The 12,891-nt window shown below is 67.7% G+C and carries 16 protein-coding genes, 2 tRNA genes and 1 pseudogene; 7 read left to right on the plus strand and 12 right to left on the minus strand.

All coding sequences use genetic code 11. The features are described from left to right. Positions 1–11: 11 nt before the first annotated feature. Complete coding sequence (gene dapE / locus ACFQPG_RS06190) at positions 12–1,139, minus strand: succinyl-diaminopimelate desuccinylase (RefSeq protein WP_380811069.1); 1,128 nt, start codon at positions 1,137–1,139, stop codon at positions 12–14. A gap of 29 nt (positions 1,140–1,168) precedes the next feature. Here dapE and ACFQPG_RS06195 point away from each other — a divergent pair, with 29 nt between their 5' ends. Beyond that, positions 1,169–1,615, plus strand: coding sequence for a cupin domain-containing protein (locus ACFQPG_RS06195; RefSeq protein WP_380811071.1), 447 nt, complete (start codon positions 1,169–1,171; stop codon positions 1,613–1,615). Positions 1,616–1,618: 3 nt separating this feature from the next. Here the strand turns inward: ACFQPG_RS06195 and ACFQPG_RS06200 are convergent, their stop codons facing one another. The 8 genes from ACFQPG_RS06200 to ACFQPG_RS06235 form a co-directional block, all read right to left on the minus strand. Further along, positions 1,619–1,978 (minus strand): hypothetical protein, encoded by a 360-nt coding sequence (locus tag ACFQPG_RS06200; protein ID WP_380811073.1) that lies wholly within the window; start codon positions 1,976–1,978, stop codon positions 1,619–1,621. A gap of 35 nt (positions 1,979–2,013) precedes the next feature. Beyond that, positions 2,014–2,688, minus strand: a complete 675-nt coding sequence (locus ACFQPG_RS06205) for a glutathione S-transferase family protein (protein WP_380811075.1) — start codon at positions 2,686–2,688, stop codon at positions 2,014–2,016. Between the two features lie 78 nt (positions 2,689–2,766). Beyond that, entirely contained in the window at positions 2,767–3,402 is a 636-nt protein-coding gene (gene yihA / locus ACFQPG_RS06210; RefSeq protein WP_380811077.1) for a ribosome biogenesis GTP-binding protein YihA/YsxC, read from the minus strand. Positions 3,403–3,453: 51 nt separating this feature from the next. Then, positions 3,454–5,172 carry a membrane protein insertase YidC gene (gene yidC, locus ACFQPG_RS06215; protein WP_380811079.1) on the minus strand — a complete coding sequence of 573 codons (1,719 nt, stop codon included), beginning with the start codon at positions 5,170–5,172 and terminating at the stop codon, positions 3,454–3,456. Between the two features lie 21 nt (positions 5,173–5,193). After that, positions 5,194–5,406, minus strand: coding sequence for a membrane protein insertion efficiency factor YidD (gene yidD / locus ACFQPG_RS06220; RefSeq protein WP_380811081.1), 213 nt, complete (start codon positions 5,404–5,406; stop codon positions 5,194–5,196). After that, a complete protein-coding gene (rnpA, locus tag ACFQPG_RS06225) occupies positions 5,403–5,723 on the minus strand; it encodes a ribonuclease P protein component (protein WP_380811733.1) in 321 nt (106 codons plus the stop codon). Before rnpA ends, yidD begins: the two co-directional genes overlap by 4 nt. Positions 5,724–5,725: 2 nt before the next feature. Beyond that, complete coding sequence (gene rpmH, locus ACFQPG_RS06230; RefSeq protein WP_029942004.1) at positions 5,726–5,860, minus strand: 50S ribosomal protein L34; 135 nt, start codon at positions 5,858–5,860, stop codon at positions 5,726–5,728. Between the two features lie 91 nt (positions 5,861–5,951). Continuing rightward, positions 5,952–6,383 (minus strand): hypothetical protein, encoded by a 432-nt coding sequence (locus tag ACFQPG_RS06235; protein ID WP_380811758.1) that lies wholly within the window; start codon positions 6,381–6,383, stop codon positions 5,952–5,954. Positions 6,384–6,524: 141 nt separating this feature from the next. Here ACFQPG_RS06235 and ACFQPG_RS06240 point away from each other — a divergent pair. The 6 genes and pseudogenes from ACFQPG_RS06240 to ACFQPG_RS06265 form a co-directional block, all read left to right on the plus strand. Next, positions 6,525–8,000, plus strand: a pseudogene (locus ACFQPG_RS06240) (YifB family Mg chelatase-like AAA ATPase); the annotation flags it as partial. 40 nt (positions 8,001–8,040) lie between these two features. Beyond that, positions 8,041–8,124, plus strand: a tRNA-Leu gene (locus ACFQPG_RS06245). Positions 8,125–8,219: 95 nt separating this feature from the next. Then, positions 8,220–8,567 (plus strand): Mpo1-like protein, encoded by a 348-nt coding sequence (locus ACFQPG_RS06250; protein WP_380811083.1) that lies wholly within the window; start codon positions 8,220–8,222, stop codon positions 8,565–8,567. Between the two features lie 39 nt (positions 8,568–8,606). Continuing rightward, positions 8,607–9,797, plus strand: a complete 1,191-nt coding sequence (locus tag ACFQPG_RS06255) for an AI-2E family transporter (RefSeq protein ID WP_380811085.1) — start codon at positions 8,607–8,609, stop codon at positions 9,795–9,797. Between the two features lie 54 nt (positions 9,798–9,851). Next, a tRNA-Asp gene (locus tag ACFQPG_RS06260) sits at positions 9,852–9,928 on the plus strand. A 46-nt stretch (positions 9,929–9,974) separates the two neighbouring features. Continuing rightward, positions 9,975–10,733, plus strand: coding sequence for a J domain-containing protein (locus ACFQPG_RS06265; RefSeq protein WP_380811087.1), 759 nt, complete (start codon positions 9,975–9,977; stop codon positions 10,731–10,733). Positions 10,734–10,760: 27 nt separating this feature from the next. Here ACFQPG_RS06265 and ACFQPG_RS06270 read toward each other — a convergent pair whose 3' ends face one another. The 3 genes from ACFQPG_RS06270 to ACFQPG_RS06280 are packed head-to-tail and all read right to left on the minus strand — an operon-like array spanning position 10,761 to position 12,745. Next, positions 10,761–11,900, minus strand: coding sequence for a cell wall hydrolase (locus ACFQPG_RS06270; protein WP_380811089.1), 1,140 nt, complete (start codon positions 11,898–11,900; stop codon positions 10,761–10,763). A gap of 36 nt (positions 11,901–11,936) precedes the next feature. After that, positions 11,937–12,164 (minus strand): DUF2842 domain-containing protein, encoded by a 228-nt coding sequence (locus ACFQPG_RS06275; protein WP_380811091.1) that lies wholly within the window; start codon positions 12,162–12,164, stop codon positions 11,937–11,939. Continuing rightward, positions 12,158–12,745, minus strand: a complete 588-nt coding sequence (locus ACFQPG_RS06280) for a 5-formyltetrahydrofolate cyclo-ligase (RefSeq protein ID WP_380811093.1) — start codon at positions 12,743–12,745, stop codon at positions 12,158–12,160. The genes ACFQPG_RS06275 and ACFQPG_RS06280 overlap by 7 nt, the downstream gene beginning before the upstream one ends. Positions 12,746–12,891 lie beyond the last annotated feature (146 nt).

Genomic DNA, 12,891 nt, shown 5'->3' on the forward strand with positions numbered 1-12,891 from the left:
GCCAAGCAGGGCTAGCGCAGCACCTTGGCGAGCACCCGGCCGTAGATCCGCGTTAGGGTCCGGATGTCCTCCACTGCAGCGCTCTCGTCGAGCTTGTGCATGGTCGCGTTGGGCAGCCCGAAGTCGACCACCGGGCACAGCTTGATCAGGAACCGGCCGTCCGAGGTCCCGCCGCTGGTCGACAGGGTCGGGGTGATTCCCGTCTCTTCCTCGATCGCACCCACGACCGCGTCGTAGAGTTCACCGGGGGGCGTGAGGAAGGCTTCCCCGGAGATGCGCGCGGTGACCAGCGCGTGCGGGTCCTCAGCCTTGGCGATCTCCTCCACCCGGTGGACCAAATGGCGCCCGTTCTGCAGGTTGTTGAAGCGGATGTTGAGCTGCGCCCCGGCGGAGGCGGGGATCACGTTGCTGGCGTGCGTGGGTGTGGTCAGGCCCGTGAACTCCAGGTTGGAGGGCGGAAAGGCGTCGGTGCCTTCATCGAGGTCCATCGCTTCGAGCGTAGCGACGATGCGGGCGAGTCGGCCCACCGGATTGTCCGCCTTGTGCGGGTAGGCGACGTGGCCTTGGGTGCCGGGCACTTCGATCCACATGTTGACCGAGCCGCGGCGGCCGATCTTGACCGTGTCGCCGAGGCGCTGCTCGCTGGTCGGCTCGCCGATCAGGATCATGTCGGGGCGGATGCCGCGTTCGCCCAGCCAGTCGATGATGCGCAGCGTGCCGTAGGTTGCATAGCCTTCCTCGTCGCCGGTGATGAGAAAGGAGAGGGTGCCGCGTTGCTGGTCGAAACCGGCTGCTGCGGCAGCGAAGGCGGCGATCGCGCTCTTCATGTCGTTGGCGCCGCGACCGATCAGCAGGCCCTCCTCGATCCGCCCCTCGAACGGATCCCGGCTCCAGCCTTCGCCGGGCGGCACCACGTCGAGATGGCCGGCAAAGCCGAAGTGCGGACCGCCCTCACCCCGGATCGCGACCATGTTCTCGGTCGGTCCATCGGGAGCCTCGCCCATGATCCAGCGATGCACGGTGAACCCTGCGGTTGTCAGAACCTCGTCGAGCACGTCGAACACGGGCCCGCTGGCGGGCGTGACGGAGGGGACGGAAATCAGCTTGGCGGCAAGTTCCACCGGGTCGATAAGGGACATGGAGGCGCGACTAGCACAGGGGATGGGCAATGCCGAAGCTTGACCTTCAGTCGATCGAACAGGTCAACCGCACCGGCTATCCGTCGCCATTCGATCGGGAAGTGCAGGGCCGCTGGTACCGGCGATTGGCCCCCGCCGGCGGGCTGACGGAGTTCGGGGTAAGCCATGTGGTGCTGAAGCCCGGCGCCTGGTCGTCGCAGCGGCACTGGCATGATGGCGAGGATGAGTTCCTGGTCGTGCTGGAAGGCGAAGCGCTGCTGATCGAGGATGGGGGAACGACCGTCCTGCGCGCTGGCGATTGCGCCGCTTTCCCGAAGGGAACGGGCGATGGCCACCATCTGCGCAATGAAAGTGGGGCCGATTGCGTGTTCGTGGTGGTCGGGGCGGGGCCGAACACCGGAGGTGGCTACAGCGACATCGACCTGCTGTTCACGCCCGAGGGGCGCTACATCCGCAAGGACGGGACCCCATACTAAGGGTCACCCGCCCAGAAATGCTCCCAGGGGACCAAGGTTCGCCGGGGTGACCAACCCGCAGCCGGTCGCGGCGCGGGCGACCTCGACCGGCACGCGCGGGTCCTGCACCTGCGCGGCGACGCGGAGCAGGTCGCTGGGCGTCAGGCGCGACGGGTCGGGATCGCTTTCCCGATAGGAGCGGGCGAGACGCGCGAGCTCCTGCAGCTGGCCGATGCTGAGGTTCCGCTCCAGCCGGCCGCCGACGCAGGCCGCGCCGGCACGATCAATGCCATAGGCGACCAGCGCATCGGCGATCCGCTCGGATGGCGAGGCGCAGGCGGATAGGGCCGCGGCGGCAAGGCAGGGAAGGGCGAGAAAGCGCATGAGGGATCAAGTCCCGCGAGGCTGCAGGAGTTCCCTCAGGCGGCCGAAGCCGTGTCCGTTTCGTACTGGTCGATCACCCACGGTTCGTCCTGCGCCTTGTCGATCCACTCGGACACCGCCGGATGGCTGAGCACCGCTTCCATGTAGGAGGCGGCGAAGGGGGGCACGGGAACCGCGTAAGTGACGAATCGGGTCACCACCGGCGCAAACATGATGTCGGCCGCGCACCAATCTCCGAATAGATAGTCGCCAGTTCCGCCGAAGCGGGCACGGGCCTGCGCCCACAGGGTCAGGATGCGGTTGATCTCCGCCTTTACCTCGTCGCTGAGCGGGCGCGGGCCGGCCAGCTTGCGGACGTTCATCGGCAGGTCGCGGCGCAGGTTGGAGAAGCTGGAGTGCATCTCGGCCGCCATCGACCGCGCCATGCCGCGAGCAGGTCCTTCGGCTGGCCAGAACAGGTCGCGCGAAGTGAGGTCGGCGCAATATTCGATGATCGCGAGACTATCCCAGACCACGCAATCGTCATGCCACAGGACCGGGACCTTGCCGCTTGACGGAGCGAACTCGCCGCCCTCGCGCTGGCTGTCCCAATGGGCGTCGAACAGCGGCACGACCAGCTCCTCGAACTCCAGCCCGGTGTGCTTGACCGCAAGCCACCCGCGCATCGACCAGCTGGAATAGGCGCGGTTGCCGATAATGAGCTTGAGCATGAGGTCTCCCGTGGCCCCGGACTTGATCCAGGGTCTGCCTTGTTCATTCATCCGCCTGAAGAAAAGGCGGCACGACGACTAGACTGCCGCCGCTTCGACGATCGCCGTTCTCAACTCGGGGATGCCGCGGCCGGTTTCGCTCGAGGTCGCGAACAGCTGCGGATGGGCGGCGGGGCGCTTCATTGTTTCCTCGAGCGTCACGGCAAGGGTCGCGTCAAGCTCGGTCGGCTTCACCTTGTCGGCCTTGGTCAGCACGACGTGGTAACTGACCGCGGCCTCATCAAGCATGTCCATCACCTCGCGGTCGACCGGCTTCAGGCCGTGCCGCGAGTCGATCAGCACCAGCGCGCGCTTCAGCACCTGCCGGCCGCGCAGATAGTCGTTCACCAGGAAACGCCAGCGCTTGACCATGTCCTTGGGTGCTTCGGCGAACCCATAGCCCGGCATGTCGACCAGGCGCATCGTCAGCGGCTGGCCAACGTCGAAGAAATTGAGCTCCTGCGTCCGCCCCGGCGTGTTGGAGGTGCGGGCAAGCGTCTTGCGATTGGTCAAGGCGTTGAGGAGCGAGCTCTTGCCGACGTTGGAGCGGCCGGCGAACGCCACCTCGGGTGCCTCGGCGTCGGGCAGGAACTCGAGCCCCGGGGCCGACTTGAGGAAGTCGATCGGCCCGGCGAAAAGCTTCCGTGCGCGTTCACTGAGGTCCAGATCGTCCATGGCCGCTCCTGTACCCCGGCAAGGGCCGGGGTCCAGTGTTTTCCGCCGCGCCTAGCGCGCCGCCGCAGGCTTGGCAGCCTGCCGCTCCGTATCATATTTCCAGTAGAGATACTTCTGCTGGGCGATGCCGAGAATGTTGCTGACCACCCAGTAGAGCTGGAGGCCCGCCGCGAACGGCGCCATGATGAACATCATGACCCAGGGCATGATCCCGAAGATCTGCTTCTGCACCGGATCGGGCGGAGTCGGGTTCAGCTTGAATTGCAGCCACATGGTGATGCCCAGCAGGATCGGCAGCACGCCGATGGCGAGGAAGCCGGGGGGAGTGAACGGCAGCAGGCCGAACAAGTTGACCGGGGTCATCGGGTCGGGGGCGGAGAGGTCCTTGATCCACAGGTAGAAAGGCTGGTGGCGCATTTCCACCGACACGGTCAGCACCTTGTAGAGCGCGTAGAAGACCGGAATCTGGAGCAGGATCGGAAGGCAGCCCGCCGCCGGATTGACCTTCTCCCGCTTGTAGAGGTCGAGCATCTCCTGCTGCAGCCGGACCTTGTCGTCCTTGTGACGCTCCTGGATGTCCTTCATCTTGGGCTGAAGCACCCGCATCGCCGCCATCGAGCGGAACTGCTTGTCGAAGATCGGGTACATCAGCGCGCGGACGATCACGACCAGCCCGATGATCGCCAGGCCGAAGTTGCCGAGCGTGTGGAACAGCCACAGCAGCAAAGCGAAGATCGGTCGCATGAACCATTCAAACCAGCCCCAATCGATCGACTTGGACAGCTTGGTGATCCCTTGAGTCTCGTAGCGGTCGAGCCACTCCTTTTCCTTGGCGCCGGCAAAGAAGCGGCTCTCGCTCGTGACCGCTTGACCCGGCGCGATGATGACCGGCTCGCGCGCATAGTCGGCCTGGTAGCCACCCGTCGGTGAGCGGCGGAAACTGGCGTTGAGGCTGGCTTGGGTCGCGGGGGCGAGCGCGGTCAGCCAATATTTGTCGGTGAAGCCGAGCCAGCCGCCGTTGCTGCTGAAGCTGCGCCCGGCGGCCCCGGCCTCGTCCAGGTCTTCCCAGTCGAGGTCGTAATTGGCCGCGCCATTGAGGAACGCCATCGGGCCAACGTGGTGGGTCCAGCTGCTGACGTCGGCGGACTTGGACGATCGGCCGACGAGACCATAAGGGCGAAGGGCAACGGGCCCGGCGCCTGCATTGCCGGCGCTCTGGCGGACGGTGAACAGATAGCCGTCGTCGACCGAGATCACCTGCTGGAAGCGCTGGCCGGTCGGATTGGTCCACGCCAGGGTCACCGGCTTGCCCGGGGTGAGCCGGTCGGAGCTGGCCTGCCAGACGCTGTTGGCGTCAGGTGCCGCGACGCCCTGGCCGAGCCAGCCGAAGCTGGCGAAAAAGGCGCCGGGAGCGCCGGCGGGGGACAGCAGCCGAATGGGGGGCGAGTTCGCGCCCACTCCCTGCGTGTGGCGGACGAGGCTGAGGTCGTCGATCCGCGCGCCCTGGAGGTTGATCGAGCCGCGTAGCGACGGGGTTTCGATCCGGACGCGCGGGGTGGACGTGAGGACCGCGGCGCGGCTGCGAAGCGCCCGCGGCGCATCGGCGGCGGGATCCGCCTGCGGCTGCGGGAGGGGCTTGACCTTGCCGTTTTCGACGCGCTGGGTCTGCGGGCCGGCGGTGGGCATGAAGCGGTCGCTGAGCGCGCTCCAGCCGAGGAGCACGAGCGCGGACAGGACTACCGCGAGGATCATGTTGCGAGTGTCGTTCAACTTGTCGTGATCCTCTAGAAACTACGGAACCGGGTCATGGCCCTGACCGCCCCACGGGTGGCACCGGAAGATGCGCTTCAACGCCAGCCCGCTGCCCCGCAGCGCCCCATAGCGCGTCCAGGCGGTGATCGCATAGGCCGAGCAGGACGGCTGGAACCGGCAGCTGGGGGAAAGCACGCGCGATGGGCCGAGTTGCCAGCCGCGGGCTACGAGGATGAGGGCCCTGGCGATCATCGCTGCACCTTGGCGAGCGCCCGACCAAGCTCCTCCCGAAGACGGCCGAAATCGCGTTCGGCGCCGCCGGCACGGCCGATCAGCACATGGTCAGCGCCGCTCACGCCGCGCTCGTAGAGCATTTCGCGGGCGAGGGCGCGGAAGCGCCGCTTCATGCGGTTGCGGATGACGGCGCCGCCGATCTTCTTCGTCACGGTGAAGCCGACGCGCTTGGCCGGATCGCCGTCGCGGCGATCACGCACCAGCAGCACGAACCCGGGCATGGCGGCGCGGCGACCGCCGTTGGCAGCCAGGAAATCCGCGCGCTTGCGAAGGATGACTAGGCGCTGAGCTTCTTGCGGCCGCGCGCACGGCGGGCTGCCAGCACCTTGCGGCCGCCGACCGTCGCCGACCGGCTGCGGAACCCGTGCCGCCGCTTGCGGACCAGATTGCTCGGCTGAAAGGTGCGCTTCATCGCTCATTGCCTTGTTAGTCTAAAGAAAAAGGGCCGCCGTCGTGGGCAGCCGCTGGGTGTGTCGGGCCGTTAGGGGAGAGTGCGCCCGAAGTCAACGATTCGGCTGCCCTACCGGTGCTGCCGATTTGAGCTCGCCAGGCGTTGGATCGACCGGCGCCGCGTCGAAGCCGGCGTGGGGGAGCGGATCGTCGGTCCGCTCGATGCAATGCGGCGGCGGCAACTCACGCCGCTCACGCTCCTTGCGAAGCGCTTCGCGACGGCGCGGACTACCCCGGCGAAGGCCCCAGTCGGTCACCCGGCCGGCGCGCGGCTGCCAGCGCTTGAAGCGGACGTAGTGCCGCTTGGCCCACATGCTGGTCTTCAGCACCATCGCCAGGCCAAGCGCGAACACCAATATCCCGCCGGGGCCGGGCAAAACGCCGGCCAGCGGAGACACGATCATCAGCAGCATGCCGACAACGAAGATCGTCCACTCCACCACCGGGAGATCGAGGAACGCATGCCACTGATCGCGACTGATCATGAGAACGATGTGGGGAATGGAGAAACGGGCAACAAGAGCGGCTTGCGGGAGGGGCCGGTGCCGGGCTAGCAGCAATGCCGCCGAGCTAGGGGGGTGAGTGCCGCGTAAGAGTAGTGCAAGCGTGCTGCAGGCGGCCGCCTGATGGTCGCCATCGTTTCCACCGTTGCCTATCTCGGGCTCGAGGCGCGCGCCGTCGAGGTCCAGGTCCAGCTGTCGACCAACGTCCCGGCATTCATCATCGTCGGACTGCCCGACAAGGCGGTGGCCGAAAGCCGCGAGCGGGTGCGTGCCGCGCTGGCCGCGATCGGGCTGGCGCTTCCGCCCAAGCGGATCACGGTCAACCTGTCCCCGGCCGACCTGCCCAAGGAAGGCTCGCATTTCGACCTGCCGATTGCGCTTGCCCTGCTGGCGGCGATCGGCGCGTGCGATGCGGAAACGCTGTCGCATTATGTTGCCGTAGGTGAGCTCGGGCTCGATGGACGGATCGCGCCCTCGCCAGGAGTGCTGCTGGCGGCGCTCCATGCCTCGGCGCAGGACAAGGGGCTGATCTGCCCGGTCGCGCAAGGGTCGGAAGCTGCGTGGGCCGGCAATGTCGAGGTAATCGCGGCGCCCGACCTGCTGGCGCTGCTAGCCCACCTCAAGGGCACAAGCGCGCTTCGGCCGCCCGAGCAGGGCGAGGCCGAGCCGGTGCGGGCCGGCCCAGACCTCAGGCAGGTGAAGGGTCAGGAAACGGCCAAGCGCGCGCTGGAGATCGCCGCAGCCGGCGGGCACAACCTGTTGATGAGCGGTCCGCCAGGTGCGGGCAAGTCCCTGCTCGCGTCGTGCCTGCCCGGCATCCTGCCGCCGCTGCAGCCAGCCGAAGCGCTGGAAGTATCGATGGTGGCGTCTGTTGCCGGGGAGCTCGACGGCGGCAAGATGATGCGCCGCCGGCCGTTCCGGGCGCCGCACCATAGCGCCTCCATGCCGGCGCTGGTCGGAGGCGGGCTGAAGGTCCGGCCAGGAGAGATCAGCCTGGCGCATCTGGGCGTGCTGTTCCTCGACGAGCTTCCCGAATTTCAGCGCGCGGTGCTGGACTCGCTTCGCCAGCCGCTGGGTGCAGCTGATCGCGGCGATGAACCCGTGCCGCTGCGGCCATCTGGGCGACGCGTCGCTGGCGTGCAGCCGCGCACCGCGTTGTGCCGCCGACTATCAGGCCAAGGTGTCCGGCCCGCTGTTCGACCGCATCGAGCTCCACATCGAGGTGCAAGGGGTAAGCGCCGCCGACCTGACCCTGCCGCCGCCGGCCGAGGGCAGCGCGGACGTGGCCAGGCGGGTTGCCGCTGCCCGGTCAGTCCAGGCCGAACGCTATAACGGCCACGGCCCGCGAACCAACGCCGAGGCGGATGGCGAGCTGCTGGATTCGGTGGCGACGCCCGACGAGCCGGGATGCAAGCTGCTGGCCGATGCCGCGGCGGCGATGCGCCTGTCGGCACGCGGCTACCATCGCGTTCTGCGCGTCTCGCGGACCATCGCGTTCTGCGCGTCTCGCGGACCATCGCCGATCTGGAGGGGGCGAGCCAGGTCGGGCGGATCCATGTCGCCGAGGCGCTAAGCCACCGCCGGCAAAGCCCACGCAACCGATTGCCCCGGCGCGCAGGCTTCGCTAGCAGGAGGGCGGGCCCCCGTGGCGGAATGGTAGACGCGATCGACTCAAAATCGATTGTCGCAAGACGTGTCCGTTCGAGTCGGACCGGGGGCACCATCATCGCAGAGCCGCAGATCGCCGGTCACCCGCTAAGCCTAAAGGGCCTAGGTGCGCGGATTGCAACGACTTGCCGGGAATGACAGACTGCGACGATGGCCGAACGCACTTGTAAGACCTACGCCGAATTCTGGCCCCATTACCTGCGCGAGCATGCCCGGCCGCGGACCCGCGCGATCCACTATGTCGGCACCGCGCTGGTGATCGCCTTTGCGTTGGCACTGGCGCTGACCGGCAACTGGTGGTGGCTGCTGGCGATGCCGCTCGCCGGCTATGGTTTCGCCTGGGGAAGCCATGCCTTTGTCGAGCGCAATCGGCCGGCGACGTTCACCTATCCGTTGTGGTCCCTGGTGTCGGACTTCCGGATGTTCTTCCTGGCGCTTGGGGGCCGGCTCGGCCCGCATCTTGCGGCGGCTGGGGTCAGGACGGCTCCCGTCAGCTGACGCTGGCAGGGGAACGCGGCGCCCGCTACAACCCCGCGCATGGACGTCCCAGCGCCGACCGTCGAGGTCGAAGAAGTACCCGAGCCCGACCTTCCGGAGGTCGCCGGAGAGGCGGTCAACGTGAAGCGCGACCGGCTGCTTGCATCGCTGACCCTCATCGCCGGGATCGGATTGATCCTGGCAATTCCCTTCGCGCTTCGGGCGGGGGCGGAATTCTTCCTGCCCGTCACGGCAGCGCTGGTGATTGCGATCGCCCTGGTCCCGCTGCTCGAATGGTTCGAGCGGCGCGGAGTGCCGTCGGGGCTTGCCGCGGGGCTCTGCGTGATCATCTTCCTGGCGGTGATGGCGTTCGCGGTGCTTTCGATCGTCATTCCGGCGATCGACTGGGTCGCGCTGGTGCCGGAGCGGATCGGCAAGGTGCGCGAGGCGCTGGAACCGGTCCTCAGCCTCTACCAGTCGCTGGAGAAGTTCATCGACCGCACCATCTCTCAAATCCCGGTAGGGAGCGAGGGCGGCGGCCGGACCGTGCGGATCGAGACGCCCAACTCGATGCTCGGGCTGCTCGCCCAGTCGGCGCCGCATGCCCTTATCCAGCTGTTCTTCGCACTTCTGGTTATCTTCTTCTTCCTTGCCGGCTGGACCGGGATGCGCAAGCAGACCATCACCAGTCGCGGCAGCTTCGAAGGCGCGCTGACCACGGCGAGGGTCATCCAGCAGGTCGTCGCCGCGACGTCGACATATCTCGGCACCATCACCCTCATCAACGTGACCCTGGGGGCGCTGACCGCGACCATCCTGTGGTGGCTGGGGATGGATTCGCCCTTGATGTGGGGCGGCATCGTCGCGGTGCTGAATTACATCCCCTACCTGGGTCCGATCGCGTCGGCTTTCCTGCTTGGGCTGGGCGGGCTGATGACGTTCGACGATCCGTGGTCCGCCCTCCTGCCGCCGGCGATCTTCGTCGGGCTGCACATGGTGGAGGCCAATGCGATCACCCCGCTGGTCGTCGGCAAGAGGGTCAAGATCAACCCGCTGCTGATCCTCCTTTCGCTGAGCTTCTGGGCCTGGGTCTGGGGCACTACCGGGGCGCTGCTCGCGATCCCGTTGCTGATCATCATCAAGACCGTCTTTGCCGCCGCGGGAACGCCCGACATCGCCGGATTCCTGTTCGAGCACGGCACGCTGACCCACGCCGGCGAAGAGGACGAGAAAGAGGACTCGGCGCGGTGAGTTGGCCGTTGACTTGGCGAACCCCAACCCCTAGTTGCCCGCCCACGCCAAAGCGCGGGTGTAGCTCAGTTGGTTAGAGCGCCGGCCTGTCACGCCGGAGGTCGCGGGTTCGAGCCCCGTCACTCGCGCCATTCCCTTCATCTTTGCCTCGCGCTCTCACCGGCGTAACACGGTCCGATGCTCGTCGGTCCGTCGCCTCTTGCCGTGCTGGGCCTTCGCCCCGGCTGCAGCCGGGCCGAGGTGGACGAAGCCTATCGGCGCTTGATCAAGCAGCATCATCCCGACCTGCCGGGCGGCGATCCGGGCCGCGCGGCCGAGCTCAACTGGGCCTATGGCGTGCTGAAGCGGGAGGGGTCGGGCGCCGCAATGCCAGGCCGGCAAACCAATGTCGCTGCGCCGCCGTTGGTTCGTCCACGCCGGGGCAGGCGCCTGATGAGCGCCGGCGGGCTGCTGGCCGCCGGAGCCTGCCTGCTGCTGTTGCCCTTGCCGTCGCTGCCGGTTCAACCTTCAACGACACTGCAGCCGCCGCACCGCACAGGTGCGCGCGTGAGAGCGTCGCCGGCTCAGCCTGGCATGGCGGAGTTCCGGCCGCTGCCCGATTCCGGGTCAGTGACCAGCGGGGTAGCCGAGGCGGTCCGGCTGGCAAGGGATGGCGGCTCGGCAGCCTCCGCCCGCTACAGCCGCGAATGTGCGGAGGACCTCGAGCAGTATCCCGGGGCGGCCTTGCTAGACCATTGCGTCGCCTTCGACACGGCGGTCGCCACCCTGCTTCCTGGTGGGAGTCTGGAACCGCAGTTGACGCCAGAGCAGATGGCGGAGCGGCATGCCACGGCCGCGCAGGCGCTCGCGGGCAATCCGATCCTTGCCGACGCCAGGGTGCAAGTGGTGAGGCGGGAAGCACAACGGCTCGCCGGCGGAGTCAGTGAAGCCGACTGAAAGCGCTGATCAGGCCTGCGGAACCGCTCAGGGTTGCCCGGACGGGGTTGCCGGCGCGACGGGCGCTGCTGCCGTTTCCGGTGCGGCGGGCTTGCCGAGCGGCTTCTGGTCCGTCGCGAAAGCGAGATTGCCGGTCAGCGTCCAATCGAGGTTGGCCGACGGCGTCGCGCGCGGGATCTCCGGCTCGATCGGCTTCGAACCATCCTGGCGCGGGTTCGGGATGGTGAGCGCGACACGACCATCCGTGTTACCGGACTTGAGCTCGAGTTCGACCAGCGCGGCAAGTTCCGGCGGCAGCATCTGCCCGGCGACAGCCGTCGGGGCTGCGCCAGCCTTGGCACGGTAGCTCGCCTCCGCGGCCAGGCTGGCCTGGCGAAGCTTCGCCCCGTCCGGCTCGCGGCCGGCGTACCGCTGTCCGAACGCCGTCGGTTGGCCCCAGGTGCCGCGCCAGCGGTAGAAGATGTGGGTCCCGACGACCGCATTCTTGGTCAGCGTGGAGGCCCAGTAGGGCACTACCCAATTGGTGTGGTAATGGGTGGCGTTGCCGACCGGGGCGTAGACGAACCCGCGCAGCGCCGCGGCCGCCACCTTGTAGGCGCGCGACCAATAGGGATTGATGGCCCGGCGCGCGAGCGAGCCGTCGCAGGTGAAGGTGAACTGGCAGCCGGTCTCGCGCTCGGACCCCTGGTAGACGACTCCGCAGACGCTCGACGGGTAAGCCGGATGGCGCACCCGGTTGAGGATGACCTGCGCGACCGCCTGCTGGCCTTCCAGCGGCTCGGTCGCGGCCTCGTAGTAAACGCCCTCTGCAAGGCACTCCGCGGCCTGCTTGAAGGCCGCGCCGGTCGTGGTCATGCGGAACGGCATGGCCGGCGGGTTCGGACCGCGCGCGATCGGCACGGCGGCGTTGATCTGCACGGCAGCGGACGGCGCGATGTTGCGCACCGCCGTGGGCAACGGCGTCGGCGGCGGAACGGCGGCAAGCGCACGCTCCTCCGCGCTGAGCGGGCGAGGCGTCGAGCCGGCTGGATTGGCAACCGCGCCGAGTGCGGCAAGTGCAGCAATGGCGGTCAGGCCGCCGAGCAGCGATTCCTGTGGGTGCGAGCGCAGCCACTGCAGCGCCGCACGGACCTCGACGGGCCGCGAAAGGGTCATAGCAATGGTCATGAAGTGTGTGTTAAATTAGCAAATCACCCCGGAAAATCAACCCTGCGGGCCGTCGCTCCGCCAGCGGCCAGTCTCGCTCCAGCGCAACAGCGGCTTCAGCGGAAGCACCCACAGAGTCCCCGCCGCGATATAGAAAACAGCCTGAACGAGGACCGGCCAATCCCCGACGAGGTCCGCGAGGCTGGTCACGAGCACCGCCCAGACAATGATCACGCCGAGGATCATGGCGATGCCAGCGAGGGTCCTCCACCGTGGGTTCAGCATGGAAATTCCTCCACTCCGTCGGGCGAGGCGAAGGCATCCAGCCGCACGTCCCACGGATCGGGCTCGATTGGCCCGTCCAGCAGCTGGAACTGCCAGCCCACGCCCACGAGCCGCGCTCCGGCCGCGCGCAGGCCCGGCAGCGCCCGGTCGTAATGACCCTTGCCCATGCCGATCCGGTTGCCGGCGCGATCGATCGCCAGCAGGGGAACGAGGATTAAGTCGGGCGACAGCGTCGGAGCGTCGGTCGGCGGCTGGCGGATGCCCCATGGACCCGGATCGACCGGATCGCCTGCGCGAAAGGTCATCCGGCTGTCGCGGTCGGTGAAGGCGGGGACGGCGGTTGTCTTGCCCATTGCCCGGGCCTTCTCCAGCGCAGGCAACGCGCTGATCTCGTCCTTCATCGGGAAGTAGGCGGCGACGCCGGTTGCGGCGAAGAGGAAGGGCCCCAGCTGCTCCGCCAGCGCCGTCTCCAAGGCCTCGCGGGTGTCGGACAGGAGGCTGGCCGCGTATTGCCGCCGGGCGGCGCGCATCGCGTCGCGCAGGTCGGCCTTGCTGTCGGGAAGGGGTGACGGGACCGCCATGAGGTCGTTACTCTACTTATCCACTGACGCCATAAGCATCAGGTGGGAACCATATGTTCCGGACCCCAAGGTAACCCTTGTAGCCCAGGCAGGGACGGCCCCCTTGGATCGGGAATAGCCTCAGGGATGTTCAGAGCTCGTGCCTG

It is taken from the genome of Sphingomonas sp. GCM10030256, from assembly GCF_042666415.1.
Taxonomy (GTDB): Bacteria; Pseudomonadota; Alphaproteobacteria; order Sphingomonadales; family Sphingomonadaceae; genus Sphingomicrobium.

Bases quoted from the DNA above. Each gene is read 5' to 3' on its own strand.
- dapE (WP_380811069.1), bottom strand. From the start codon at position 1,139: ATGTCCCTTATCGACCCGGTGGAACTTGCCGCCAAGCTGATTTCCGTC.
- ACFQPG_RS06195 (WP_380811071.1), top strand. From the start codon at position 1,169: ATGCCGAAGCTTGACCTTCAGTCGATCGAACAGGTCAACCGCACCGGC.
- ACFQPG_RS06200 (WP_380811073.1), bottom strand. From the start codon at position 1,978: ATGCGCTTTCTCGCCCTTCCCTGCCTTGCCGCCGCGGCCCTATCCGCC.
- ACFQPG_RS06205 (WP_380811075.1), bottom strand. From the start codon at position 2,688: ATGCTCAAGCTCATTATCGGCAACCGCGCCTATTCCAGCTGGTCGATG.
- yihA (WP_380811077.1), bottom strand. From the start codon at position 3,402: ATGGACGATCTGGACCTCAGTGAACGCGCACGGAAGCTTTTCGCCGGG.
- yidD (WP_380811081.1), bottom strand. From the start codon at position 5,406: ATGATCGCCAGGGCCCTCATCCTCGTAGCCCGCGGCTGGCAACTCGGC.
- rpmH (WP_029942004.1), bottom strand. From the start codon at position 5,860: ATGAAGCGCACCTTTCAGCCGAGCAATCTGGTCCGCAAGCGGCGGCAC.
- ACFQPG_RS06235 (WP_380811758.1), bottom strand. From the start codon at position 6,383: ATGATCAGTCGCGATCAGTGGCATGCGTTCCTCGATCTCCCGGTGGTG.
- ACFQPG_RS06250 (WP_380811083.1), top strand. From the start codon at position 8,220: ATGGCCGAACGCACTTGTAAGACCTACGCCGAATTCTGGCCCCATTAC.
- ACFQPG_RS06255 (WP_380811085.1), top strand. From the start codon at position 8,607: ATGGACGTCCCAGCGCCGACCGTCGAGGTCGAAGAAGTACCCGAGCCC.
- ACFQPG_RS06265 (WP_380811087.1), top strand. From the start codon at position 9,975: ATGCTCGTCGGTCCGTCGCCTCTTGCCGTGCTGGGCCTTCGCCCCGGC.
- ACFQPG_RS06270 (WP_380811089.1), bottom strand. From the start codon at position 11,900: ATGACCATTGCTATGACCCTTTCGCGGCCCGTCGAGGTCCGTGCGGCG.
- ACFQPG_RS06275 (WP_380811091.1), bottom strand. From the start codon at position 12,164: ATGCTGAACCCACGGTGGAGGACCCTCGCTGGCATCGCCATGATCCTC.
- ACFQPG_RS06280 (WP_380811093.1), bottom strand. From the start codon at position 12,745: ATGGCGGTCCCGTCACCCCTTCCCGACAGCAAGGCCGACCTGCGCGAC.